This window comes from Glaciimonas sp. CA11.2 (assembly GCF_034314045.1).
GTDB lineage: Bacteria > Pseudomonadota > Gammaproteobacteria > Burkholderiales > Burkholderiaceae_D > Glaciimonas.
The window spans coordinates 161,890-187,723 of sequence record NZ_JAVIWL010000001.1 but is presented as its reverse complement, the minus strand read 5'-3'; the positions used below and the strand labels follow the sequence as shown (position 1 = coordinate 187,723).

23 protein-coding genes, 1 tRNA gene and 2 pseudogenes are annotated in these 25,834 nt (G+C 49.7%); 19 read left to right on the top strand and 7 right to left on the bottom strand.

Annotation, left to right across the window (positions count from 1 at the left end):
• Positions 1 to 3 precede the first annotated feature (3 nt).
• Both RGU75_RS00770 and RGU75_RS00765 read left to right on the top strand, forming a co-directional pair.
• The gene (locus tag RGU75_RS00770) at positions 4 to 312 is read left to right on the top strand and encodes a DUF2818 family protein (protein WP_322232364.1); all 309 of its coding nucleotides are present in this window, start codon (positions 4 to 6) and stop codon (positions 310 to 312) included.
• Positions 313 to 652: 340 nt separating this feature from the next.
• On the top strand, positions 653 to 1,207 hold the full coding sequence (locus RGU75_RS00765) for an NUDIX hydrolase (RefSeq protein WP_322232363.1): 555 nt from the start codon (positions 653 to 655) through the stop codon (positions 1,205 to 1,207).
• A gap of 180 nt (positions 1,208 to 1,387) precedes the next feature.
• On the opposite strand, the pseudogene RGU75_RS23895 reads toward RGU75_RS00765, so the two are convergent.
• The 3 genes and pseudogenes from RGU75_RS23895 to RGU75_RS00755 all read right to left on the bottom strand — a co-directional run.
• Positions 1,388 to 1,483: pseudogene (locus RGU75_RS23895) on the bottom strand (FxDxF family PEP-CTERM protein); the annotation flags it as partial.
• Positions 1,484 to 1,636: 153 nt separating this feature from the next.
• Positions 1,637 to 2,224: pseudogene (locus RGU75_RS23890) on the bottom strand (ice-binding family protein); the annotation flags it as partial.
• A 1,472-nt stretch (positions 2,225 to 3,696) separates the two neighbouring features.
• Positions 3,697 to 5,379: an electron transfer flavoprotein-ubiquinone oxidoreductase gene (locus tag RGU75_RS00755; protein ID WP_322232361.1), complete on the bottom strand. Its 1,683-nt coding sequence runs from the start codon at positions 5,377 to 5,379 to the stop codon at positions 3,697 to 3,699.
• Between the two features lie 199 nt (positions 5,380 to 5,578).
• On the opposite strand from RGU75_RS00755, the gene RGU75_RS00750 reads away from it, so the two are divergent.
• Positions 5,579 to 5,980, top strand: a complete 402-nt coding sequence (locus RGU75_RS00750) for a thioesterase family protein (RefSeq protein WP_322232360.1) — start codon at positions 5,579 to 5,581, stop codon at positions 5,978 to 5,980.
• Positions 5,981 to 6,222: 242 nt separating this feature from the next.
• Here RGU75_RS00750 and RGU75_RS00745 read toward each other — a convergent pair whose 3' ends face one another.
• The gene (locus RGU75_RS00745; protein ID WP_322232359.1) at positions 6,223 to 6,789 is read right to left on the bottom strand and encodes a PAS and helix-turn-helix domain-containing protein; all 567 of its coding nucleotides are present in this window, start codon (positions 6,787 to 6,789) and stop codon (positions 6,223 to 6,225) included.
• A gap of 246 nt (positions 6,790 to 7,035) precedes the next feature.
• On the opposite strand from RGU75_RS00745, the gene RGU75_RS00740 reads away from it, so the two are divergent.
• From RGU75_RS00740 to RGU75_RS00715, 6 genes are all read left to right on the top strand, one after another.
• Positions 7,036 to 7,731 (top strand): CoA transferase subunit A, encoded by a 696-nt coding sequence (locus tag RGU75_RS00740; RefSeq protein ID WP_322232358.1) that lies wholly within the window; start codon positions 7,036 to 7,038, stop codon positions 7,729 to 7,731.
• Between the two features lie 84 nt (positions 7,732 to 7,815).
• The gene (locus RGU75_RS00735; RefSeq protein WP_322232357.1) at positions 7,816 to 8,469 is read left to right on the top strand and encodes a 3-oxoacid CoA-transferase subunit B; all 654 of its coding nucleotides are present in this window, start codon (positions 7,816 to 7,818) and stop codon (positions 8,467 to 8,469) included.
• Between the two features lie 226 nt (positions 8,470 to 8,695).
• Entirely contained in the window at positions 8,696 to 9,571 is an 876-nt protein-coding gene (locus RGU75_RS00730; protein ID WP_322232356.1) for an alpha/beta hydrolase, read from the top strand.
• A 194-nt stretch (positions 9,572 to 9,765) separates the two neighbouring features.
• Entirely contained in the window at positions 9,766 to 10,116 is a 351-nt protein-coding gene (locus RGU75_RS00725; protein ID WP_322232355.1) for a RidA family protein, read from the top strand.
• 7 nt (positions 10,117 to 10,123) lie between these two features.
• The gene (locus RGU75_RS00720) at positions 10,124 to 12,388 is read left to right on the top strand and encodes a bifunctional (p)ppGpp synthetase/guanosine-3',5'-bis(diphosphate) 3'-pyrophosphohydrolase (RefSeq protein ID WP_322232354.1); all 2,265 of its coding nucleotides are present in this window, start codon (positions 10,124 to 10,126) and stop codon (positions 12,386 to 12,388) included.
• A gap of 122 nt (positions 12,389 to 12,510) precedes the next feature.
• Positions 12,511 to 12,585 (top strand) — tRNA-Val (locus tag RGU75_RS00715).
• 899 nt (positions 12,586 to 13,484) lie between these two features.
• On the opposite strand, the gene RGU75_RS00710 is transcribed toward RGU75_RS00715, so the two are convergent.
• Positions 13,485 to 14,399, bottom strand: coding sequence for a LysR family transcriptional regulator (locus tag RGU75_RS00710; protein WP_322232353.1), 915 nt, complete (start codon positions 14,397 to 14,399; stop codon positions 13,485 to 13,487).
• 101 nt (positions 14,400 to 14,500) lie between these two features.
• Here RGU75_RS00710 and RGU75_RS00705 point away from each other — a divergent pair, with 101 nt between their 5' ends.
• From RGU75_RS00705 to RGU75_RS00660, 10 genes are all read left to right on the top strand, one after another.
• Positions 14,501 to 15,610, top strand: coding sequence for a muconate/chloromuconate family cycloisomerase (locus RGU75_RS00705; RefSeq protein ID WP_322232352.1), 1,110 nt, complete (start codon positions 14,501 to 14,503; stop codon positions 15,608 to 15,610).
• Positions 15,611 to 15,658: 48 nt separating this feature from the next.
• Positions 15,659 to 15,949 carry a muconolactone Delta-isomerase gene (gene catC, locus RGU75_RS00700; protein WP_322232351.1) on the top strand — a complete coding sequence of 97 codons (291 nt, stop codon included), beginning with the start codon at positions 15,659 to 15,661 and terminating at the stop codon, positions 15,947 to 15,949.
• An 81-nt stretch (positions 15,950 to 16,030) separates the two neighbouring features.
• Positions 16,031 to 16,951 carry a catechol 1,2-dioxygenase gene (gene catA / locus RGU75_RS00695; RefSeq protein ID WP_322232350.1) on the top strand — a complete coding sequence of 307 codons (921 nt, stop codon included), beginning with the start codon at positions 16,031 to 16,033 and terminating at the stop codon, positions 16,949 to 16,951.
• A gap of 64 nt (positions 16,952 to 17,015) precedes the next feature.
• The gene (gene benA, locus RGU75_RS00690; RefSeq protein WP_322232349.1) at positions 17,016 to 18,386 is read left to right on the top strand and encodes a benzoate 1,2-dioxygenase large subunit; all 1,371 of its coding nucleotides are present in this window, start codon (positions 17,016 to 17,018) and stop codon (positions 18,384 to 18,386) included.
• Complete coding sequence (gene benB / locus RGU75_RS00685; RefSeq protein WP_322232348.1) at positions 18,383 to 18,874, top strand: benzoate 1,2-dioxygenase small subunit; 492 nt, start codon at positions 18,383 to 18,385, stop codon at positions 18,872 to 18,874. The genes benA and benB overlap by 4 nt, the downstream gene beginning before the upstream one ends.
• Before the next feature lie 25 nt (positions 18,875 to 18,899).
• Positions 18,900 to 19,919, top strand: a complete 1,020-nt coding sequence (gene benC / locus RGU75_RS00680; protein ID WP_322232347.1) for a benzoate 1,2-dioxygenase electron transfer component BenC — start codon at positions 18,900 to 18,902, stop codon at positions 19,917 to 19,919.
• Between the two features lie 2 nt (positions 19,920 to 19,921).
• On the top strand, positions 19,922 to 20,707 hold the full coding sequence (locus RGU75_RS00675; protein WP_322232346.1) for a 1,6-dihydroxycyclohexa-2,4-diene-1-carboxylate dehydrogenase: 786 nt from the start codon (positions 19,922 to 19,924) through the stop codon (positions 20,705 to 20,707).
• A gap of 160 nt (positions 20,708 to 20,867) precedes the next feature.
• Complete coding sequence (gene pcaD, locus RGU75_RS00670) at positions 20,868 to 21,647, top strand: 3-oxoadipate enol-lactonase (RefSeq protein ID WP_322232345.1); 780 nt, start codon at positions 20,868 to 20,870, stop codon at positions 21,645 to 21,647.
• A 262-nt stretch (positions 21,648 to 21,909) separates the two neighbouring features.
• Complete coding sequence (locus RGU75_RS00665) at positions 21,910 to 23,268, top strand: MFS transporter (RefSeq protein WP_322232344.1); 1,359 nt, start codon at positions 21,910 to 21,912, stop codon at positions 23,266 to 23,268.
• Positions 23,269 to 23,428: 160 nt separating this feature from the next.
• A complete protein-coding gene (locus RGU75_RS00660) occupies positions 23,429 to 24,520 on the top strand; it encodes a porin (protein ID WP_416186769.1) in 1,092 nt (363 codons plus the stop codon).
• 158 nt (positions 24,521 to 24,678) lie between these two features.
• On the opposite strand, the gene RGU75_RS00655 is transcribed toward RGU75_RS00660, so the two are convergent.
• Positions 24,679 to 24,975, bottom strand: coding sequence for a DUF4148 domain-containing protein (locus RGU75_RS00655; protein ID WP_322232343.1), 297 nt, complete (start codon positions 24,973 to 24,975; stop codon positions 24,679 to 24,681).
• Between the two features lie 198 nt (positions 24,976 to 25,173).
• Complete coding sequence (locus tag RGU75_RS00650) at positions 25,174 to 25,506, bottom strand: sensor histidine kinase (RefSeq protein ID WP_322240138.1); 333 nt, start codon at positions 25,504 to 25,506, stop codon at positions 25,174 to 25,176.
• Positions 25,507 to 25,834 lie beyond the last annotated feature (328 nt).

The window sequence follows — 25,834 nt, the reverse complement described above, 5'->3', positions numbered from 1 at the left end:
AGCGTGAACGTATCTTCATCCAGCTGGATAGTCATTTTCTTGGCGTTGTTGGCAGCCAACCTTCCATTCGTCAACGAACGTTTGTTGGCGCTTATTCCGCTCAAGCCAGGTGTTATCAAACCTGCTTGGGCGCGATTGATTGAATTGTTTGTGTGGTACTTCATTGTTGGTGGAATTGCTTATTTGCTTGAGTCGCGCATTGGCAATCGGTTCACACAGGACTGGGAATTCTTTGCAGTCACGGGATGCTTGTTTTTGGTGTTCGCTTTTCCGGGTTATGTACACCGATATCTGCGTAAAAAACGCAGCTGACGAATTGATCACTTTAGGCGGTAACGTCAAGTCGCGGTCATAAGTCGACTTGATTTTGTTCCGCAAGGCATGTCTGGGTCCTGATCTGATTTCAATTTAAAATCAATCAGCAGGACGAAGTGCAATTGACCATGACGGGACGCGCCAGTAACGCATAATCGATCACACTGCAAATTAGATAAGCCTATCGAGGAGTTTCTTCTCAGGGTAAGTGTCAGTATGGCAATCATTCGCGTTGAGTAAATATGCTGTTATTGAATGGCAGCGAATGTCGGGCGCCAACCGTATCCTCCTTATTTCCTATCAGCGTTCTTTTCCCTTTTCCTACCGGAGCCTTTATATGGACCAACACCTGAAAGAAACCAGGATTGATAGCGCATTGGCTTACGATGGCAGTTTTCTTAAAGTACAACGCGATGTCGTTGCATTGCCGGATGGACAGAAAACCATACGTGAGTACATAAAGCATCCCGGTGCGGTTGTCGTGTTGCCTTTGTTTGAGGATGGAACTGTTTTGCTGGAGCGGCAATTTCGGTATCCGTTGGACCGCGTATTTATTGAATTTCCGGCCGGTAAAATTGATGCAAATGAAGACCATCTGGAATGTGCGAAGCGCGAGCTACAAGAGGAAACTGGTTATACAGCAACTGAGTGGCATTACGTTTGCACGATTCATAATGCGATTGCCTACGCTGATGAACATTTGGAAATTTTTCTTGCCCGCGGTCTGACCGCTGGTGAACGTCGTCTGGATGATGGCGAATTTCTGGATGTATTTAAAGCACCGCTAGATGAGGTGTTACTGTGGGTTCGCGAGGGGAAAATTACCGATGTTAAAACGATTATTGGCGCATTTTGGCTAGAGAAAATCGTGGCGGGACAGTGGACTGTATAACGCCATGTGTCCTGTAGATTTCATCCTGTTCGATTTCTAATATTTGAAGCAGTTTGTCACGATGAAGATGCATCTCTGTACTGTCTGCACAACGAGAATCTGCTTCAACAGGATCAAAAAAATAAGAAAATGCAAATTCGAGCGTGCGCTGACCCAATATCAGACGCACGTGTTAAATACTTAAGCTTGATTCTTACGACGCGCCATAAAGCCTAACAAACCAAGGCCAGCTAAGATCATGCCGTACGTTTCTGGTTCCGGCACCGGTGACGTGACATTAATGTGCACTGCTGTGCCATTTGTCCCAATCCCAAAGCCGTTTCCTGTACCCAGGCAACCAGTACCGCCGATTTTGGCGGTGTCACCAGCCTGGACGTAAGAAGTTGCCGAAAATACGCCACCACAAGAGGAAGCATTTACGCCAGCGACGATCGCGTTGGCACCGACGCTGATGTAAGTCTTCGCCAGAATGGTGCCGATTACATGCGCGGTGTCGCCGAGGGAAGCATACCCGTTTGTGACGTTCCAGATCACGCTATCGCCGACACCAGGATTTGCCAATACAATGTTTGTCGTACCGCCGAAAGCCAGAATGTCAGCGATATTAAAGACCCAAAATTGATTGGCTTTACCTTGGCCATCCAGAGTTAGGGTAGTACCGGCAGTCGTTGACAGGCTAGGCGCGCTATACACGCCAGGGAGAAGTGTTCTACTAGTCACCATGGTGGCCGCCAGAACTGTCCCCGAGCCCATTTTATCCAAAGCGGTTTGTGCTGCCGTTACTTGATTAGCGGTCGATGTGACCGTATTTTGTATCGACTGTGTAAAAGCTGTCGGATTGATGGGAGACGAAGTTAAATTCGGCGTTGTTACATAACCCGCAGCAGTAATTACGCCGGTGGCTCCTATAGTCCCACCGACTGAACCTGATGCACTAACAGTGGCGGTGCCCCCCGACAGCAAGTTTCCGCTAAGAACAGCATTGGCGCCAACTGTGGTGACGCCACCCGATGTCATATTGCCCGCGACTTTTGCGCTGTCGCCCATTGTCCCTGCGCCGCTAGACTTAAGACTGCCGCCAGTAATGGAACTCTGACCAGTGGTTAACACATCACCTGACCAGATATTGCCGGTGACCTTTGAGGCCGCGCCGCCAGCAGTGTTTGCACCAACAGAAACCTCATTGCCGTAGACGGTTGCGGCAGCACCAATGGTCGATACATCACCAGATAGGACGTTGCCGTAGATAATGGAATTCGCGCCGCTAGTTGCGTAGGTATTTGCAAAGACGGTTAATTTATCTGCGTTTAAATCAAACAATGGACTTACACCAGCATGAGCGGGAGCGTAAACAAGTGTGATTAACAGCGGCAGTGCCAATTTCATCATGTTCATTTGGTTCCTTGGGTTATATGTTTTAAAAGATTGCGTAACGTTAGCTAAATCCGTAAACAAAACTAATGTCAGGCACCGTTGAATCACAACCAAAAACCTATTTTATTTGCTTGGGTCGATGCCCTAGCGAGTCGGTAGTAACGCATCCGCCAATGGCAGCGGTATTGGCTTCAAGATGAACAGTTTCTGCGACAATCGGTAAGCGGATATTTTTTACTAACGCCTTTAAATCGGGGGGGGCATTTTATACACACCAAATTTACTTGAGCCTCAGAAGTCACTATCGCACTCGCAAGAGCAGATTGATCTTTAAAGCTACATAACAAAAATCAAAGAATGCGCAATCGACGAACAGTTTTCATATAAAAGCTCTTTGTGAATTTCTGGAAAGAGCTGTCAATGTGTACTAAAGGCTCCTCGATGATTTTTGTGGAATTGATTATCCCCACAAATTTTTGATACATTACTTCAATATTTATATTGTTTTATAAACACTATAATTTATTTATTGTCACAATAAAAACCCGTCAGTAAGTCGACGAATATCGATATTTGCTGACATTTTGTGGATAATGCGCATTTTTGCCGACTGCAGTGTCGGGCCTTCATGCAATGCATCGCAGTTTATGCGTGTTTTGGAGGATTAGGTGCGTTTAGCGGGTAATTTGAAGCTTGCTCGGGTGGGACCGGACGTTATTGCTCACCTAAGCTAGTGCCGCGATGGAAGCTGACATACAATTGTGGGCGTTGTCGATACCGCATTGTAAATCGCTGGGTATATTCCTCGCTTGTTGCGGTATGGCGAGGTGTTCTGCCGCGAGGCATATTGCGGATTGAAATGAAGTGTCTTGCGGAGGTGCAGAAATTGAATTCTTTAAGATGCGCGCGATAAGATCGTATAGGGGGAAAATCAGACATTTTTCCATTAATCAACTTCAAGCTCACTCTTAAAAAGTCGAGTGAATGTGACTGGGACATGCGGTTAAGCGCCGCATGCCGTCAAGAAACTGTGAACCGATTTTAATGCCAAGTGCCACGACATCCGCTCCTTTCGATTTTTTCAGGGGGAGCGAATGTCGCCTATAGAATACCACCTACATATTGGCGTAATTCGGCCCACCACCGCCTTCTGGTGTCACCCAAACGATATTTTGCGTAGGATCTTTGATGTCACAGGTTTTACAATGGACACAATTCTGCGCGTTGATTTGTAGCCGTTCAGTCTTATCCGGGTTGGTGACAAACTCGTACACACCAGCCGGGCAATAGCGCGCTTCCGGCCCCGCATATAGTGCTAGATTGACATTTACCGGCACCGATGCGTCTTTCAACGTCAGATGTGCCGGCTGTTCTTCGGCATGGTTTGTATTCGAAATAAATACCGACGACAGACGGTCAAATGTCAGCTTTCCATCCGGTTTGGGATATTTGATCGGCGCATAGTTTGCCGCCGGTTTCAGACATTCATGGTCGGCATGAGTGTGATGTAAAGTCCATGGCGCTTTGCCGCCGAATACGATTTGGTCGATCCCCACCATTACGCTGCCAAAGTACAGACCTTTACTCATCCAAGGCTTGAAATTACGTGCCTTATGCAATTCAGCATGGAGCCACGATTTTTCGAATGCACTGGCGTAATCGACTAGTTCATCATGTTGGCGCTCAGTGACAATCGCTTCGAAGGCTGCATCAGCTGCCAGCATGCCGGTTTTGATCGCTGCGTGGCTGCCTTTAATGCGGCTAGCGTTAAGGAATCCCGCTTCACAGCCAATTAATGCACCGCCGTTAAACGTCAGCTTCGGCAGGGATTGCAAACCACCAGCAGTGATTGCGCGAGCTCCGTACGACAGACGTTTACCACCGACGAAAAATTTGCTAATTTCAGGGTGTGTTTTGTAGCGCTGGAACTCTTCGTACGGCGACATGTACGGGTTTTCATAGGACAGGCCGACGACATAACCGACTGCGACCTGATTGTTTTCCAAGTGATAGAGGAAAGAACCGCCGTAAGTCTTGGTATCGAGCGGCCACCCGGCAGTATGGATCACCAAGCCTGGCTTGTGCAGCTTTGGATCGATTTCCCACAGTTCTTTAATCCCCAAACCATAAGTTTGCGGATCCTTACCTTTGTTTAAATCGTACTTGGCGATGATTTGTTTGCCAAGACTGCCGCGTGCACCTTCGGCGAACAGCGTGTATTTGGCGTGTAGTTCCATGCCCAGCTGAAACGCCTCGGTCGGTTTACCATCGCGGCCAATGCCCATATTGCCCGTCGCTACGCCTTTAACTGAGCCATCATCGTTATAAAGGACTTCAGCGGCTGGGAAACCAGGAAATATGTCTACGCCGAGTGTTTCTGCCTGCTGACCCATCCAACGCACGACGTTGGCGAGTGAAATGACGTAATTTCCGTGATTCTGAAAACAGGACGGTAACATCCAGTTAGGGGTCTTGAAAGCTTTTGTGGCCGTCAAAAAGAGGAATCTGTCTTCGCTGACTTCCGTGTTCAGTGGCGCACCGAGTTCTTTCCAGTTGGGGATTAACTCAGTTAGTGCTTGCGGGTCCATCACTGCACCAGACAAGATATGGGCGCCGATTTCGCTTCCTTTTTCAAGTACGCAGACCGAAACTTCTTTGCCTTTTTCATTCGCTAACTGCTTTAGCCGAATGGCAGCGGCTAACCCAGCAGGACCGCCTCCCACGACGACGACGTCATATTCCATTGCCTCTCTTGGGCCGTATTGTTCAAGTAAGCTCTGCGGTTGGTTCTCGGTCATTGTCTCTTCACCTATATTTAATTTTCTAACGTTTGTGCTAATTGTCACGGATATTGCGGCAGAATACTAGACTTTGCCATGTGCATGCTGCGTGCAGTATGGCTTGCACGTGCTAATGTTGCATTCCCGCATCAGTCGTAATGCCACGGTTCGCATTCGGTAGTGCCATCGTATGGATCTGTTTTTTTGAAAGAACGTAATGGATAGTGATAAATTAGTTCACCGTAGTCGAATGGCAATTCGCTGGGGCGATATGGATGCATTCGGACATGTGAATAATACGGTGTACTTCAGATACTTAGAGCAGGCTCGGATAGAGTGGTTGGAAACCTTGGGAAGGCCTATTGATCACTTTCAGGGACCGGTTCTGGTGAATGCGCAGTGCAGTTTTTTGCGTCAGCTCAGATATCCTGGCGACATTGAGGTCTATTGCCGCATGGGAACAGTTGGTCGTTCAAGCGTTGAGATGACGTACGAAATCCGCCGGGTTGATTCGCCTGACGTTATCGTTGCAGAGGGATCTTCTAAGTTAGTATGGATTGATTTCAAGCTTGAGAAATCTGTGCCGTTGCCTGACGCCGTGCGTGAAATGTTGACCTGAGAAGCTTATCTCGCTGTGGAGATTGTGCCTGTCGAATATTCGGTATATGCGATTTTCATAGCGGCTTAAGTTGTATGTTGTGCACTCTTACGGAAGGCATTTTCTTGTCTAACTCAGGCGATTGCAGATAAAAACCAAGTCACCATTTGGCATTTACAAGACGATATTTCTTTTAGAAGTACTTTACGATAAAGCACTACCTGTGGCACTGATTAGCGCGCCAATGAAAGAAGCCGGCAGTGTCAGAGTTCCTGAGACATCCCCAGTAGTCTATGCACTAACTCACTTGAAGTCGCTGCGGCAAATTTTTTCATCAGATTTGCGCGATGCATTTCTACGGTACGCGGACTCAAACCGATTTGTTTGCCGATTAATTTACTAGTCTTTCCCTCCACCAACAATGCCGCAATTTCTCGCTCACGCGGTGAAAGCTCTGCTGACGCCTTGCGTTTACTGCTTAAATCTTCAAAAGTCCAGATTCCGGCTGCGTGTGTGTTAGTTGGCACCAAGGTGTGACCAATGACGTGGCACCAAAAAAGTTCGCCGTCTGCTCGACGCATGATGCGCTCATCAGAATATGCCCCTTTTGCATTCATTATTGGTACGATACGTGCTCCAGTGCGTTCAAATTCATCCGGTGAAGGATAAAGAATTTGGAAGGATTGGCCATTCAATTGACCACTTTCGTAGCCGAACATGCTGGTTAACGCGGCATTGCATACTTGCATGACACGATGCCTGGAAACGCACATGCCAATTGGAGCATGGTCAAAAATGACTTGATAATCAATTTCTGGGGAGTCATTCATTGGCAATTATATGAGTACAAGCGGCGCTATATTACACCTGTGTGATCGCGAACGAAGGGAGCGTTTTATGTGATAGTTTGTAGGCGTTGCTGTCATATTTATTCAATGATCCGAAAATTGCAAAGTGTCCGAAGGAAAGGCGCATTGCGTATTTTTACGGTATTGTCGGAACCGACAGATCATCATATGCTATCAGGCGAATTAAAAGCAAAAATAGTCTGAGTTAACTCATAAGGAGATAGCGGTATGAATAAAGTTTATCCTGACGCGATCAGCGCGTTGGCGGGTATTGTGAGTGACGGCCAAACGGTCGCGGTTGGTGGTTTTGGTTTGTGCGGTATTCCTGAGGCCCTCATTGCAGCATTGCGTGATTCTGGCGTTCAAAATCTGACTGCAATTTCGAATAACGCGGGTGTAGACGGTTTTGGCCTCGGTCAACTGTTGACAACCCGTCAAATTAAGAAAATGATTGCATCGTACGTGGGCGAGAATAAAGAGTTCGAGCGGCAGTATTTGGCTGGTGAACTTGAGTTGGAATTCACTCCACAAGGAACGTTAGCGGAGAAGTTGCGTGCCGGCGGCTCGGGTATCCCTGCATTCTTCACCAAAACCGGTGTGGGTACGCTGATCGCCGAAGGCAAGGAAGTACGCGAATTCGACGGTGAAAAATACATCATGGAACGTTCGTTAGTCGCTGACATCTCTCTCGTCAAGGCTTACAAGGCGGATCGTAGCGGTAATCTGGTTTATAACAAAACGGCGCGTAATTTTAATCCAAACGTCGCGATGGCTGGAAAAATCACTGTCGTAGAAGTTGAACATTTGGTCGAAGTTGGTGAAATTGATCCGGATGAAGTGCATACCCCAGGAATTTTTGTCCATCGGATCGTGGTCAATGCGTCCCCGGAAAAGCGGATAGAACAACGCACCGTAAGCAAATAAGTCTCGACGTCTCGTCTTAGGTGCCTGCAAAACGGCAGTCGTACTGAAGGCGAGTAAAAAACAATATAAGATCGGAGAATAAATATGGCATGGACTCGTGATGAAATGGCCGCGCGTGCGGGGCAGGAATTGCAGGATGGCTTTTACGTAAATCTGGGTATCGGCTTGCCGACTTTGGTCGCAAACCACGTACCGCAAAATATGGAAGTCTGGTTACAGTCAGAAAATGGTCTCTTGGGTATTGGCCCTTTTCCTACCGATGACAAGGTCGATGCGGATTTGATCAACGCGGGTAAGCAAACTGTAACTTCTTTACCGGGATCTTCTTTCTTTAGTTCAGCAGACTCGTTTGCCATGATTCGTGGCGGAAAAGTGAACCTTGCTGTTTTAGGGGCTATGCAAGTATCGAAAAGCGGCGATTTGGCGAACTGGATGATTCCAGGAAAAATGGTCAAAGGCATGGGCGGCGCTATGGACCTGGTCGCTGGTGTCAAGCGCGTCGTGGTCCTGATGGAGCACGTGGCTAAGGCTAAAGACGGTTCAACATCCCACAAAATCCTTGATGAATGTAATTTGCCGTTGACTGGTATCGCAGTGGTAAATCGTATCATTACCGATTTGGCCGTACTTGACGTGACGCCGCAGGGCTTAAAAGTGGTTGAATTAGCCACCGGTGTGACAAGAGAAGAGTTGATAGAAAAGACAGGCGCTCTGCTGGATTTCAGCAACTTGCATTAAATCGGTTTCAACGAAAAAAAGCGCCGACACATTGTGTCGGCGCTTTTTTTTGTTCTTTTGCCTGAAATATCATCGGTAGAGCGGCAAATAAACGGGTTTAGGTTGAAGTGCGCCGGGTGAGTTTATCGATAGCATCGGTCATGATTATCCATTAACGCAGCTTTTTTAGTGGAAGCGACGGTAGAATAGAGGGGCTTTCACTTGTCTGCTCAACCGGATGCCGTTTATGACTTCAGCTTTGCACAAGACTGTCCAATGTATTTCCCCTGCAGGTTTGCACGCAATGGCGTATCAGGAATGGGGCGATCCACATAACCCTAACGTATTGCTATGTTTGCATGGTGTGACACGGGTATCTGATGACTTTGATCAGTTGGCACGTAATATGTGCGACACCTATCGCGTCGTATGCCCGGACGTCGTAGGTCGCGGTCGCTCTGGTCGTTTGCGTAATCCCCAATATTATGTCGTGCCACAATATGTCAGCGATATGGTGACTTTATTAGCCAGACTAAATGCTGACACGGTCGATCTGGTCGGCACGTCAATGGGTGGCCTGATTGGTTTGGGTCTGGCATCTTTGCCAGATAATCCTATTCGCAAGCTAGTTCTTAACGATGTTGGTCCCCATCTGAATCCCGACGCGCTTACCCGGATCGCAGCGTATATCGGAGCCGATATGCGGTTTCCCACTTTTGACGCTGGAGCGGCTTATATTAAGTCGATTTCTCTCCCTTTTGGAGAACACACTGACGTCGAGTGGCACAAGTTGGCTGCCGATGTTTTACGTCAAAACGCTGCTGGAGAATGGGTCCGCCATTACGATTTGGGATTAGCCGTCCCGTTTGCGACCTCCACAGCTGATAACTACAAGGCCGCCGAAGTGATGTTGTGGGCTGCGTATGATGCCATTCAATGTCCAACATTATTAATACGTGGCGACCAGTCAGATTTGCTATCGCATGAAGTCGCATTGTCGATGACCCAGCGTGGCCCTAAGGCGAAACTAGTCGAATTTGCTGGTGTAGGACACGCGCCAACGTTGCTGCATGCAGATCAAATTGCGGTTATAAGCGACTTTCTGTTCGGACAAGAGGCATAGTACTCGCCAGCGGCGAGATATTAATGGGCTTGCCAAGATAGTGAGCAGCCAAAAAAATAACATCACGATTGGTTTTCGATTGTCGGTTATCACCGGTGCGTTGCTTCGCATTGCCGGGAAAATTGCTTTTGGATGGCTTTGATGGTCTTGATAAGTAGTTAAAATAGAATTATTTCTAGTATGAAGGAGACACTATGAGTATCACGCGTTTGCATGTAGGAAAAAGATTGTCAGAAGTTGCGATCCACAACGGCACCATTTATCTTGCTGGTCAGTTGGCCGAGGATGTAAGTCAGAATATCGAAGCACAAACACGGGAAACGTTAGGTCACATTGACCGTTTGCTCGCTGAGGCTGGCAGCGATAAAGAGCACATTCTTTCTTGCCAGATTTATCTCGCAGACATTAAAGATTTCGCTGGCATGAATTCGGCATGGGACGCATGGGTCGCAGCGGGAAATTCACCACCCCGTGCTACCGTTGAAGCCAAACTGGCACGACCAGAAATCCTGGTCGAAATCGTTATTGTTGCCGCACAAAAGTAGATAGCCGATGGTCGCCTTAACTTCAACCCAAGATGCCGATCAAGTGCAACTTTGCACTGGTTTAAGTGCGGACGATAGCGTACGCGTACTAGACGCGTTAGCGTTCGTCGAGCCATGGTATAAGGGTAAGACAGTCGCGACCGGGCAAACTGCGCTCGAATTTTCGCTAGGCGTGGCCAATGTATTGGCATTGCTCAACACCGATGTTGAAACGCGTATCGCCGGGCTGCTATTCGAACTGCCCTTAATTGATCCTGCCAATTTGGCGATGATTGAGCCGCAATTCGGTAAAGAAATTAGCGAGTTGGTCGTCGGCGTTCGACAATTAATGCGTCTGCACGGTTTTACTTTTGCATTGCCGCAAGAAGTAATGCGAGGGAAAAACGCTGCGCAGCAAGCTGCTACGCAAGTAGAGACATTGCGCAAAATGTTATTGGCAATGGCGAGTGACATGCGCGTTGTGTTAGTGCGGTTGGCGTCTAGGCTGGTGGGATTACGTTTTTTTGCCGAGCAAAAATTAGAGAATGCGCTCACCAGTCAATATGCGCGTGAAACGCTTGATTTGTACGCCCCGCTGGCGAATCGGCTTGGTATCTGGCAATTAAAATGGGAACTGGAAGACCTCTCATTTCGCTTCATTGATCCGACAACCTATAAACGTATCGCCAAGATGTTGGAAGAGCGGCGGATCGAGCGGGAAGGCTTCGTTGAAGTCGCTATTGCGCGTTTGCGAAGTGAGCTGGCGGACGCTGGCATTAAAGCAGAAGTATCCGGGCGACCTAAACATATTTTTAGTATCTGGCACAAAATGCGCGGCAAGGAGCTCGACTTTTCCGAGCTTTACGACGTCCGTGCGTTTCGGGTGATTGTCGAAGACGTCAAGACCTGTTACACCGTCCTGGGTATCGTTCACAATATATGGGTACCAATTTCTAAAGAGTTCGACGATTATATTTCTCGTCCCAAGCAAAACGGTTATCAATCGCTGCACACCGTCGTGATGGCTGAGGACGAGCGCGCATTGGAAGTGCAGATTCGTACCAACGATATGCATCACTTTGCCGAATATGGCGTTGCGGCGCACTGGCGCTACAAAGAAGCAGGCGGCTCGAATTTTTCAGCACAGAAATACGATGAAAAAATTGCCTGGCTGCGACAATTGCTAGCTTGGAAAAGCGAAGTCGCTGATGCCGTTGTTGAGCACGAAGACAGCCGTCGCGAATGGCTGGAAAAATTAAAATCCGCTACGTTAGATGAGCATATTTATATACTCACACCGCAAGCACGCGTGATTGAATTGCCCAACGGCGCGACGCCGATCGACTTTGCTTATCACCTGCATACCGATGTTGGTCATCATTGTCGTGGTGCACGCGTCGATGGTGTGATGGTGCCATTAAACACGGTGCTCAAAAATGGGCAAACCGTTGAAATCATTACCGCCAAAAGTGGGGCTGGCAACGCCGGCCCATCGCGTGATTGGCTCACCCCAGGTTATGCGACCAGCTCCCGGACCCGTTCCAAGGTGCGTGCGTGGTTCAATGCGATTGAACAACAAGAGACGCTATCTACCGGTCGGGCATTGCTTGATAAAACATTGCAAAGGGAAGGCAAAACAGCTGTCAATCTGGAAGAATTAGCACGTAAGTTAGGCTTTTCCAAACTGGAAGAATTGGTACTGGCGCTCGCTAAGGACGAGTTTAGTTTGCGTCACGTCGAGCAAGGATTGCGCGAAGAGGAAAGCATCAAGCCTGCGACTGCTGATATTCAGCAGGAAGAAGCCGCGATTACACGCAAAAGTCGCGCCTCAAGTGTCGATCATGGCGGCAAGACCGGTGTGTTGGTGGTGGGAACAGACGGCTTAATGACGCAGTTGGCCAAATGCTGCAAACCAGCCCCGCCAGATCCTATCGTCGGCTTTGTCACGCGTGGAAAAGGTGTTTCCATCCATCGGGAAAACTGCAAGAATTTTTCTGAAATGCGTGCAAAAGCACCAGAGCGCGTCATTCAAACTACGTGGGGCGCGCCAGCTGTTGAGACGGTGTATCCGGTCGATATTTTTGTGCTGGCCAGTGATCGCCAAGGTCTGTTGCGTGATATTTCGGAAATTTTCTTGCGCGAGAAAATCAATGTAATCGGCGTCAGTACCCAAAGTGCCAAAGCCCATGCGAGAATGGCATTCACTGCTGAAATTGCCTCAACGGCGCAATTGCAAAAAGCGTTAATGGTGATTCGCGAAGTAAAAGGCGTACTAGAAGCGAAGCGCCAATAACGCTTCGCTTTCCGGTTCGATACGGCACTTTCGTCAGCACATAATGTGTGCGATAATTTATATTATCGGTGGTCAGTCAATGCAATGTTGATCCAATGACACCGATCGACAGATCGCCAAATGGAAGGTTAGCTCAGGGGTAGAGCATCGCACTCACACTGCGAGGGTCGCAAGTTCGAAACTTGCACTTTCCACCAAAATTTCCATTTAAAATCCAGTGCTTAGAGTTTAATATAGGTGCTAAAATCTGAAATGGGAACAATGTGAATCTAATGCGAGAGATTTGTTGATGCAGTGAGGAGGCCCAAGATATATAGCATCGGCGCTACTGCAAGACGAACTTACAAAATTTCTAATAAACATAAGTTCAAAAGAACTAAAACTGCTTAGTCGCGGCTGAAATGTAGCATCAACTGTCGGTCACCATTTTAGGACGCGCCCCATCCCCGTTGGCACCACGATCTAGGAACCGCAAACGCCCATTGATCGTAAACGTTCTTCTAGCACCCCTATGTCAGCATGATTGAATGAGAAGGCGTAAATTAATTGTGCCCACAAAAATATTATAGACACAAATATAGGACGTTTCGCTATTAGCGCGTCCCGGTTTTGCTCACCGATTTACTGCCGGTCGTCATCCATCCTATCCCTCCCATGGGTTGTTGTTCTGGCTCCCCGACCTGAAATCGAACCAGGGACCTGCGGATTTTTACTCCGCAATTCGCCATAAATAACATCGCTAAGAGCTATATATACCGTAATGGCGATTGAATTTGCGGAGCATTTTTACGTGTTGGATTCGATTTACCCTAGTGGTTTCAAACATTCGCCTTGGTCATTTGCTACGGTTAATTGATCTCATTGCTGTTGGGCCTTGCGAATATCTGGATACGACACTCAGACCGGCGTTTGTGTGTGAGCCTGAACGCCGATAAGGGCCATCAACTCTTCGAGTGCATGAAAAATACGCGTGTGTCGCTCAATATAAATAGGAGTGAATCGCATGCGAGAGATGTGTTGAAGCAGTTAGGACGACCAAGACCCCTAGCGTCGGCGTTAATGCAAGATGAACGCACAACATGCAAGCGCCTGAGATTTACAGCGTTTCCTTCACGTGTGGAATATTTTCTGCCTCATAGATATCGTAGATGAGGCGCAACAATTGACCCAGTTCTTCTGACTGATCCGCCCTCCGTACACTGAAGATAATGGGAGACGTGGTGTTCTTTTCCTCCAGTTCCCTGTAACTGATATCTTCTCGCTTCATTCCTTGCAAGCTGGCTGGGACGATAGCGATGCCTTGCCCGGCTGCGACCAGACCGATTGCAATCTGCAGCTCCCTGACCTCGATGATCTTTTCGAGCTTGATCGCGCGGTCGCTGAAAGCTGATAGTACCTGGTCAGCAAAACTGGGACGGGGTGCTTTCGGAAATATAATCAAAGTTTCAGCGATTAACTCTTTGAGCCTTAGCGCTGTCCCCGGCGCGGCAAGGGAGTGGCCTGTAGGCAATGCTACGATTAATCGCTCCTCTCGTAACACGATGCGGCGCACATCCGGATCTTCCGAGCGGATACGCCCGAACCCGACGTCAATACTGCCATCCTTGAGGGCCTTGATTTGTTGCATGGTGGTCATTTCATGCAGGTTAATCTCGACCGCACTGTACTCCGAACGGAAGCGACGGATGATTTTTGGCAACAATCCGTACAGTGTGGAGGCAACAAATCCGATCGACAGCGTCCTTTCAATTTTCCCCACACGCTGGGTCATAGATTTCAAATCTGCTGCCTTGCCCAGCAATTGCTGCGCATGCGCGTAAAAAAATCGGCCAGCCTCAGTCAGTTGGAGCGGTCGCGACCCTCTTTCAAACAAACAAACTTCTAACTCTTCTTCCAGTTGCTGTATCTGGCGACTCAACGGCGGTTGGGCAATAAATAGCCGCTTGGCTGCTCGTGTGAAGTTTTTCTCCTCCGCAACGGCCACGAAGTAGCGTAAGTGACGCAATTCCATCTTTATACCCAAAAAGTATTGAAATGATAGCTAATCGGTGTTGGACGCCCCCGTTTTGCTCGTCTAACCTCCTGTTATTCGTTTAATTATACAAATAAAATATGATCAAAACTATAGAAACTATTCTGGTCGATGTTCCGACCATACGTCCTCATCAATTATCGGTAGCGACCATGCACGCGCAAACGCTGGTGCTGGTGCGGGTGGTATGTGCGGATGGATTCGAAGGTTGGGGTGAGGCCACCACTATCGGTGGCTTGAGTTACGGCGAAGAAAGTCCTGAGAGTATCAAGACGAATATCGATACCCATATCGCGCCGTTGCTGATCGGCATGGATGCCAGCCAGGTGGGCAAGGCGATGGCAAAAATACGTAAAATTATTCAAGGCAACCGGTTTGCCAAATGTGCCATCGAAACGGCGTTGCTCGATGCGCAGGCGCGCCGTCTGGGTATTCCGTTGAGTGAATTATTGGGCGGCCGGGTACGCGATGCGTTACCTGTGGCATGGACGCTGGCCAGCGGCGATACCACCAAAGACATTGCCGAAGCAGAAAAAATGCTGGCGCTGCGCCGACATCGAATTTTTAAACTGAAAATTGGTTCGCGCTCAGTGGCAGACGATGTGGCGCATGTGCTGACCATCAAAAAGGCCCTGGGTGCTGATGTCAGCGTGCGGGTCGATGTGAATCAGGCCTGGAGCGAACTGGAGGCCGTCAATGGTATCGCTGCGCTTGAGGCCGGTGGTATCGATTTAATCGAACAGCCGATCCGTGCAGAAAATAAAGCAGGTCTGGCGCGTCTGGCCAACCGCTTTTCCGTAGCAGTGATGGCCGATGAGGCATTGCATGGTCCGTTAGACGCTTTTGATCTGGCTACGAACGCCGGGGCCGATGTGTTCGCTGTCAAGATCACGCAATCCGGTGGATTGATCCCGGCGATTCAGGTCGCTACCGTCGCGCAACTGGCCGGAATCGGTTTGTACGGTGGCACCATGCTCGAAGGGGGTATCGGCACCGCAGCCTCAGCGCATGTGTTTTCGACGTTTAGCAATCTGTCTTACGGTACCGAGCTGTTCGGGCCACTGCTCTTGACCGAAGAAGTGTTGTGCGAACCACTGATCTACAAGGACTTCATGCTGCAGGTCCCTGACAAGCTAGGTCTGGGCGTTGAAATCGACCGTGAAAAATTACAGTTCATGCGTCGTAAATAATAGCGCTCATAGCGCTGCTGACTTCATTATAAAAACCAGGAGAACACCATGTTGTTTCACGTACGTATGGACGTTAACTTGCCTCAGGCTATGCCCGAGAACCAGGCAACCGCATTAAAAAAAACCGAAAAAGAAATGTCAGAGGTATTGCAGGAAAGTGGCAAGTGGCGGCATCTGTGGAGGATAGCGGGTCAATACGCCAACATCAGCGTATTCGATGTCAGCAGCGTTGATGAACTGCATACTCTGATTTCTACTTTGCCATTATTTCCTTACATGCAGATCCAGATCATGCCGATGTGCCGTCATCCTTCCTCTATCCGGGACAACGACGCATGAATAAGGCATGCCCGGTTCGCGCACCTGCACTACCCATTTTGTTTCACCCCTTCCCGTAAAAATACATTTTAGGAGACAAACATGACACATACCGAAATCGACACACTGGTAAAAAGCTGGATCATCGATTCTGCTATCCGTCCAGCCAATCCGCGTGTGCAGCAAATCGTATTGCGCGTAGTCGGTGATTTGTGCAAGACGATTGAAGATCTGGATATACAAGCGAGTGAATTCTGGAAAGGCCTTGAGTATCTGACTGTCGCAGGCGCCAATAATGAACTCGGTTTGATTGCACCGGGCCTGGGCCTGGAACGATTTTTTGATATCCGTGCTGATGCAGCCGAAGCCAAAGCCGGGCTCACTGGCGGCACACCACGCACGATCGAAGGTCCTTTGTACGTCGCAGGTGCGCCGGAATATAGCGGATTTTCCCGTCTTGATGAAGATGCGGCAAGCGACGAAGCAGAAGTCCTGTTTATGCAGGGCACGGTATTTGATGCGCATGGCAAACCGATGCCAGGTGCCAAGGTTGAGGTCTGGCATGCCAATCTGATGGGGAATTATTCGTTCTTTGATCCTAGCCAGTCGGCCTTCAATCTGCGTCGCACCATCATTGCCGACGCCAACGGGCGTTATCAGTTCCGCAGCATCATCCCGGTCGGTTATGGCTGTCCACCAAGTGGTTCGACCCAGCAATTACTTGATCTGCTCGGTCGTCACGGTCGTCGTCCTGCGCATATTCATTTCTTCATCACGGGCGCAGGGCATCGCAAGCTGACCACGCAAATCAATATCGATGGTGATGAATACCTGTGGGATGACTTTGCCTTCGCCAGTCGCGAAGGGCTGGTACCTGCCATCCACAAAATTACTGACGAAAAAGAACTGGCTGCCAAAGAATTAAGCCATCCGTTCTCGTCGATTGATTTCGATTTTCATCTGTACTCAGAAACGCCTGCTGCGCCGACTACTGAAGTCGATCGCATCCGGGCTGCTGCGTAATAAAAAAACGGGCAGTGTGGATATCCTTTTCCACTGCCCCTTTCTTAAACAGAAGGAACCCATCATGATCCCCATTTATCCTGACAACACGCCCAAGCTCAAAAACCTCGACCACTATCTGATTGAAGATCAGGAGAAGGGCGACTATCGCTTGCACCGTAGCGCCTTTACCGACGATGCTTTATTTGAACTTGAAATGAAGCATATTTTTGAAGGTAACTGGATTTACCTGGCCCACGAGAGCCAGGTTCAAAACAATAATGACTACTACACCACCCATATTGGTCGGCAACCGATCTTTATTGCGCGGAATCGTCAGGGCGAATTGAATGCGTTCATTAATGCTTGCAGCCACCGGGGGGCGCAATTGTGCCGCCACAAGCGCGGTAACAAAGCGACCTATACCTGCCCGTTTCATGGCTGGACCTTCAATAACAGCGGCAAGTTGCTCAAAGTAAAAGACCCTGAAGAAGCCGGTTATCCGGAATGCTTCAACAAGGAAGGCTCGCACGACTTGAAGAAAGTCGCACGCTTTGAAAACTATAAAGGCTTTCTGTTTGGCAGCGTCAATGAAAACATACTGCCGCTGACTGAGTTTCTGGGTGAAGCTGGCAAGATCATCGACATGATCGTCAATCAGTCTACAGATGGCCTCGAAGTATTGCGCGGTGCTTCCACCTATACCTTCGACGGCAACTGGAAGCTGCAGGCAGAAAATGGTGCCGATGGTTATCACGTTTCGGCCGTGCACTGGAACTATGCTGCGACGACAAATCGCCGCAAGGAAGCAGATGCCACGCGTACCGATAATGTGCGCGCCATGGATGCTGGCAAATGGGGCAAGCAGGGCGGTGGGTTTTATGCGTTTGAACATGGGCATCTGGTTCTGTGGTCGAAATGGGCTAATCCGCAAGACCGTCCCAACTACCCGCGCCGCGACGAATTTGCCAAAAACTTCGGGCCTGCCACAGCAGACTGGATGATAGAACGCTCGCGCAACCTGTGCCTGTATCCGAACGTCTACCTGATGGATCAGTTCGGCTCGCAAATTCGGGTGTTACGTCCGATTTCAGTGAATAAAACCGAAGTCACGATTTATTGCATCGCTCCCAAAGGAGAATCCGACGAGGCCCGCGCCCATCGGATTCGTCAATACGAAGATTTCTTTAATGTCAGCGGCATGGCCACACCAGACGACCTGGAAGAATTCCGCGCTTGCCAGCAAGGCTACGCAGGGATTGCCGCGCCATGGAACGATATGTGTCGTGGCTCGCAACACTGGGTGGAAGGCGCCGATGAAGCCGCTAAAGAACTCGGTTTGAAGCCATTGATGAGCGGTGTCAAAACCGAAGATGAAGGCTTGTACACGATACAGCATCGCTATTGGCTAGACGTCATGAAGAAAGCCTTGCTGGAAGAAGGAGCTCATGCATGAAAACCATTGGCATGACTGACATCAGCAGCTTTTTATACTATGAAAGCCGGTTGCTCGATGATGAACAATGGGACGAGTGGCTCGATTGCTACCACCTCGATGCGCAATTCTGGATGCCGTCATGGGATGACGACGATAAGCTGGTGACCGATCCGCAGCGCGAAATTTCCCTAATCTTTTATCCCAACCGGCAAGGTCTGGAAGATCGGGTATTTCGGATCAAGACCGAGCGCTCCAGCGCCACCATGCCAGATACGCGCACCTGCCATAACATCGCTAACGTTGAGCTCGAAAGCCGCGACGGTGATGTGTGTACCGTGCGCTTCAACTGGCAAACGCTGAGCCACCGTTACAAAACCAATTACAGCTATTTCGGCATGTCGCGCTATATGATTGATTTCTCAGGCGAGCATCCGATCATAGTCAACAAATACGTGGTATTGAAAAACGATTACATCAATCAGGTGATTGACGTTTACCACATTTAAAACAGCATACTTAGGAGACAAGGCGATGAGCTACAACATTGCGCTGCAATTCGAAGACGGCATCACCCGCTTTATTGCTTGTAACGAAAGCGAAAAGCTGTCGGATGCCGCTTATCGTCAGAAAATCAATATCCCACTCGACTGCCGCGATGGCGCTTGCGGTACCTGCCGCGGCTTTTGTGAGTCAGGAAAATATGCGATGCCGGAGTCGAGTTATATCGAAGATGCACTTGATGCCAAGGATGCGGCAGCAGGCTTTATCCTGGCGTGCCAGATGCGCCCGACCTCCGATTGCGTGATCCAGATCCCAGCCACCTCCGTGGCCTGCAAGACTGCCGTTTCGCGCCACGCTGGTAGCGTCGGTTCAGTACAGCATTTTTCTGATTCGACGATACAATTTTCGATCAATCTGGAAAATCAGACTGGCCTCGATTTTCTGCCGGGTCAATATGTGAATCTGGAGATTCCAGGCACCAGCCTGACACGCTCGTATTCGTTCAGTTCGCCGCCTGGCGCAGCACAAGCCGAATTCGTCGTACGCAACGTGCCGAATGGAAAAATGAGCGAATTTCTGGCGAAAGAAGCACAACCGGGTCAGCCGATCGCTTTTTCTGGTCCCTACGGCAGTTTTTATTTGCGTGCAGTAGCCCGGCCAGTATTGTTTCTTGCTGGCGGCACCGGCATCGCTCCATTTCTGTCGATGTTGGAGGTACTCGCCGCTGACGGCTTTAAGCAACCGGTACGGATGGTGTTTGGTGTTACCAACGATACCGATCTGGTTGCACTCGAACAACTTGATCGGATAGCTGCCAAGCACCCGCAATTTGAATACCGCACTTGCGTCGCCGTAGCAGAAAGCCAGCATGCGCGCAAAGGCTACGTCACCGGGCATGTCGCGGCTGAATGGCTCAATGATGGCGACGTCGATATCTACCTGTGCGGACCGGTCGCGATGGTGGATGCCGTCAGAACCTGGTTAGACCAGATCGGTATAAAGCCAGCCAGTTTTCATTTTGAAAAATTCTCAGCCAGCAGCGGAGTGTGAGCATGACGCAGATTCAGCGTTTCAAGAATAAAGTCGTGATTGTGACCGGCGCTGCCCAAGGCATAGGGCGCGGTGTTGCATTAGCAATTGCACGTGAAGGTGGGCAACTGGTGCTGGCTGATCGCTCAGCGTTGATCAATGATATGGCAGCAGAAATCAGCGAATTAAAAGCCCACGCCATCGTTGTGAATGTCGATCTGGAAACCTATGCAGGTGCGCGCCAGATGGTCGACGCTGGCATGGAAGCATTCGGACGCGTCGATATTCTGATCAACAACGTCGGTGGCACGATCTGGGCCAAACCCTACCAGGAATATGAAGAAGCGCAAATCGAAGCAGAAATTCGCCGCTCATTATTTCCGACCCTTTGGTCCTGCCGCGCCACCTTGCCAGTGATGATCGCGCAGAAACAGGGCGTGATCGTCAACGTATCGTCGATTGCCACCCGCAGTATTAACCGGGTTCCTTATGCTGCTGCAAAAGGCGGCGTCAATGCCTTGACGGCCAGTCTGGCATTTGAACATGCCGGGGATGGCATCCGGGTTAATGCCATAGCTACCGGGGGTACTGAAGCCCCGCCGCGCAACATTCCGCGCAATGCCAATCCGCTGAGCAAAGATGAGGAGGCCTGGTATCAGGACATTATCGATCAGACCGTCGCCAGCAGTCTGATGCATCGCTACGGCACCATCACCGAACAAGTCAACGCGATCTTGTTCCTGGCGTCGGATGAATCGTCGTATATCACGGGCACCGTGCTGCCTGTTGGTGGCGGCGATTTGGGTTAAGTTTTATTCGCTTGTTTCAAGCTGATTGTTTCAGCTTGATCGCCTCATTCTGATATTGCCGGTACCTGGTTAAACTATATTCAGACACCATTGCCTTTCATCAGCAGGGCAGGGCTAATCTGAATCTCCATGCATTCAAATCGATCATTCAGGGAGCATCATGCCTGTCGCCCACATTCATCACACCGATATTTTTTATGTTGCCGAAGGCAACCCTGCGCATCCCGCATTGCTGTTTTCGAATTCGCTGGGAACCGATCACCGCATGTGGCAGACGCAGGCCGATGCACTGAGCCATGATTTTTATGTGATTCGCTATGACACACGTGGTCATGGCCAGTCTGCCCGTCCCAAAGGACCGTATCAATTGCAGCAACTGGGACAGGATGTGACCGGACTGCTCGATCATCTTGGTATCGCTAAAACCCATTTTTGTGGCTTGTCGATGGGGGGCGTGATCGGACAATGGCTGGGCATCCATGCCTCTGAGCGCTTGATAAAGTTGGTCGTTGCCAATACTGCGGCCAAAGTCGGTACCACCGACGGCTGGCTCACGCGCGCTGCCGCAGTCAGAGCTGACGGCCTCGGTGCCATCGCCGATAGCGCAGCCTCACGCTGGTTCAGTCCTGCTTTTATAGAGAGTCAGAACCCGATCATCGCCGAACTGATCGCTCATCTGCGCGCTGAAAATACCGAAGGTTATGCAAGTTGCTGTGAAGCACTGGCAACAGCGGATTTACGTGAAGACATTCACGCCATTCCCCATCCCGCCTTAATCATCGTCGGCGACTACGATCCCGTCACCACGGCAGCGGATGCCGCGCTGATGCAGCAAAAAATAAAGAACGGGAGAGTCGTCACATTGCCCGCATCACATATCTCGAATATTGAAGCGGAACCATTATTTACGCGTGCCATATCCGATTTTTTAACACCCTGATTGTTTGATTAAACCTCGTGGCACAACTAACCATCGTGTAAATGGAGAGTAAGCAGCCGGAAGATTAAAGTCCCGTCAGAAATACTATACCTGTGAAGTATTAAACAGATACTTAATCGGTGTTGGACGGGGTTATCACAGCTATATATTCTCAACACACCTTCGAAGAGGTGCGCCAAGCCCTCTCGAAATGATTTAAAAAAAACATAAATAATACATCGCCGAACTATACGGACGATGTTCATAAAATGGAGACAGAGACATGCGCACTATTGACGTTCATAAACTTGCCGACCAGGCACGCTTGAATGGTTTTCACATTCGGGTACTGTTATGGTGTGCCCTAATCATCATTTTCGATGGATATGATCTTGCAGTCGCCGGAATCGCCGTTCCTTCGATCATGAAAGACATGGGGGTAACGGCTCAAAATGCCGGTTTCATGGTGAGTGCCGCCTTGTTTGGCATGATGTTCGGCGCCATATTTCTGGGCACCATTGCCGACAAAATCGGACGCCGCAAAGCCATCGCCATTTGCATTGGCCTCTTCAGCATCTTCACCGCCGCCTCCGGCCTTACGCACGATCCCTATACCTTCAGTGCCATGCGCTTTCTGGCAGGGCTGGGGATTGGTGGTGTCATGCCTAACGTAGTCGCACAGATGACTGAGTATGCACCAAAGCGCATCCGCTCAACGATGGTGACACTGATGTTCAGTGGCTACGCCGTCGGCGGGATGCTGGCAGCGCTGCTGGGGAAAGGTTTGATCGTCAGTTATGGCTGGTCGTCGGTATTTCTGGCAGCAGGGTTCCCGATTATTCTGGTGCCGATGATTCTGAAGTGGTTACCCGAATCAATGCCCTACCTGATCAGAAATAACCGATTAGAAGAACTCGCAGCGACGGTCAGCCGCATCGATCCAAGCTACCGGCCTATTGCAGATGACAGTTTCGTGTTGCCGACAGAAGACAAAGCCGAAGGTGCACAGATTGCCAAACTGTTTCAGGATGGTCGTGGATGGAGTACGTTGATGTTCTGGGTCGCTTTTTTTATGTGCCTGTTCATGGTGTATGCACTCAGTTCATGGCTGACCAAGCTGATGGCAACTGCTGGTTATAGCCTTGGGTCTGCGCTTACCTTTGTGCTGGTACTCAACTTTGGCGCGGTCATTGGTGCGGTCGGTGGTGGCTGGCTGGCAGACCGCTTTCACATTAAATATGTGCTGGTCGGCATGTATGCGCTCGCTGCCATCTCCATCTCCCTGCTGGGATTAAAAGTTCCGACCGAAGTGCTGTTCATACTAGTCGGTCTGGCCGGTGCATCCACCATCGGTACCCAAATCGTTACGTATGCGTATGCTGGCCAGTTCTATCCGATGGCAATACGCTCCACTGGCATCGGCTGGGCCTCGGGCGTAGGGCGCAGTGGTGCAATCCTGGCACCCATCGTCATTGGCACGCTGGTGGGCATGGCATTGCCGTTGAAGATGAACTTCATCGCGATCGCTATTCCGGCAGTGATTGCGATGATCGCCGTATTACTCATCAAACACCATCGCTCAGCATCGGCGCAACACGCAGTTACGCCATCCTCCACCGCTTCAACGCACGCTTACAGCTAACTATCGGATTCATCGTCACGAACCTCATCTCGCATTGATGAATGCGACTGAGCAGTGCTGCGTCTGTCCGGCTACGCTGCTGTAGACAAGCAGGTCGCCATACTCCTTGCGAGACGGCAAAAATAATATAAGTTTTTTTAAAAAAATCAGGAGACAGCACGTGAATAAATTAGTAGCGAATGCAATCGTGACACTATCGATGGCGGTTTCCGCATCGGCAGTGCTGGCCCAATCCCAGGTGACAATGTATGGCATCATCGATACCGGCGTGGAGTATGTCACACATGCCAATGCGGCCGGTAATTCGGTCGTCAAAATTCCTTCGCTGACTGGCACCTTGCCATCCCGTATCGGTTTCAAAGGCACGGAAGATCTGGGTGACGGACTGCAGGCATTGTTCGTACTGGAGAGCGGCTTCACACCGGATACCGGTACCATGGGGCAGGGTGGCCGCTTGTTCGGACGTCAGGCGTATGTCGGTTTAAAGAATACGTATGGCACGATCATGATTGGACGTCAAGTCAACATGACGTATATCGCGTCGCTCAAGGCCGACGTCATGGGACCGAATATTTTTTCGATCAGTAGTCTAGACTCGTATCTACCTAATGCGCGTAGCGATAACGCAATAGGTTACCTCGGCACTTTTGCAGGTGTGACGCTGGGTGCCACCTATAGCTTAGGACGGGATACCTCCGCTGCGGGCGGCCCTGCCGGTACCAATTGTGCAGGAGAAATCGCCGGTAACGCCAAAGCCTGTCGTCAGATGACCGCCTTACTGGCCTATGACGCTGCATCGTTCGGTGTCGCCAGCGCCTACGATATTTTATACGGTGGCCCTGGTGCCGCTGGTGGATTGACCAGCAGCAATTACCACGATCAACGTGTTTCCCTGAACGGTTACTTCATGCTGGGCCTGACCAAAATTGGCGCAGGTCTGGTGGACCGCAAGATTAAAGATGCCACAGACACCCATTCCGATTTGTATTACGTCGGTGCCAGCTTCCCGTTTGCCAGCTACTGGGTGCTTGACGCACAGGTATCGCGTTTGAAAATCATGGGCACCCCCAAGGTCTCTACGTTAGCGGTTGCACGCGTAACGTACAACCTGTCCAAACGCACAGCGTTATATACGTCGCTTGGGCATATCGAAAATGCCGGTTCCGCTGCGGTTGCACTGGATGCCGGTGGTACCGTCGGTACAGGGTTGAATCAGGTCGGTGTCATGACTGGTATTCGCCATACGTTTTAAGCAGCCTTGGGCGTATGCCCAAGCTGGCCTGCTTTAAACGTGTTCATCGTTGTTGTGGTTTATTCTGCCTCAGGACAAACTGCCTGAATCGAACCCACGAACACGTCTCTTTACCGAACCGTCAGTCACTGACGGTTCATCCCAGCTCACAAACGCAATTATCGTAAAAAGACCAGTTCGGCATAGCTGACGCTTTTTAGCGACTGTCCGTCTGATAATTTCAATTCGGCCTGGACTTGCTGGCGCGTTAACGTCGATTTGGATACCACGTCAACCGGGTATTCATCGCTTGCCTGGGTGTAGCCCTCTTCATGGCCAGACTGCGCCGCAGAAATTGCGCAGCCACCATTAGTTGCCGGCGCGAATGTGCTTTCGACGGGATACGGCGTGCCTGCCAATGCGGCACCGGCGAATGCAGACAATACCAGCCCTGCTAAAATATTTTTAATGTTCATGATGTGTCTCTTTAAGAGGAAATAAAAGTGCAGTACCCAAAGTGGTACCTGCTTCAACTACTTTTAATTCAACATAAGCTATAGTTTATTTGTTTCTCCTCGCAATAAAAATAGCGGAAAGAGCAAAGGTTTATTTCATTTTTTGAAATGATCTACGCGGCTGGCTTTGGATTTTTGCAATTTCACCTTAGTGCTTATCTATGTGGGCCGGAATGCGAAGGTATTTCCAGCAGGTGAGGTGGTTGCTGGCGAAAACCGGACCATTAACCGTAAACCTGGCGCACTGTCGGCATTACAACGGTCTCCAAGCGTAATAATCGCCTCAATGCTGTCGGCAATGGCCCGGACGATCGACAATCCAAACCCGGAGCCTTCGGCATCGCTACCGAGGATACGATAAAAAGGATCGAAAACTCTGGGCCCTTCACTGACGGCAATACCGGGACCGGTGTCTTCGACCATCAGCACAGCAAAAGCGCCTTCCTTCCTGACCGACAAGTTGACCACGCCGCCTTCCGGCGTATAGCGAATGGAATTTCAATCAGATTTTTCAGCATTATTTTCAAGTCGATTTCACGTGCGGCAACTGCTGCATCGGCGCTGTCGGTAACGCCGACACGGGCAGTTCTTTCGGAACGACTTGATCCTGAGGATGAAGACTTCTTTGAAAAAGCCAATGCTCAAATTGATGCCTAGAAAGCGCACAATCAAAATTCGACGGTCATACGGTCTGAAGATATTGATTTTGATCAGCTAATGGATATGGAGTCGAGGGGAGGTGAGTCCCTACTGAATCTGCGTGTAAGTCTTAATGCAGAAAATGGCCATGAAATTTTTGCCTTACTAAAAAATGCTCGTG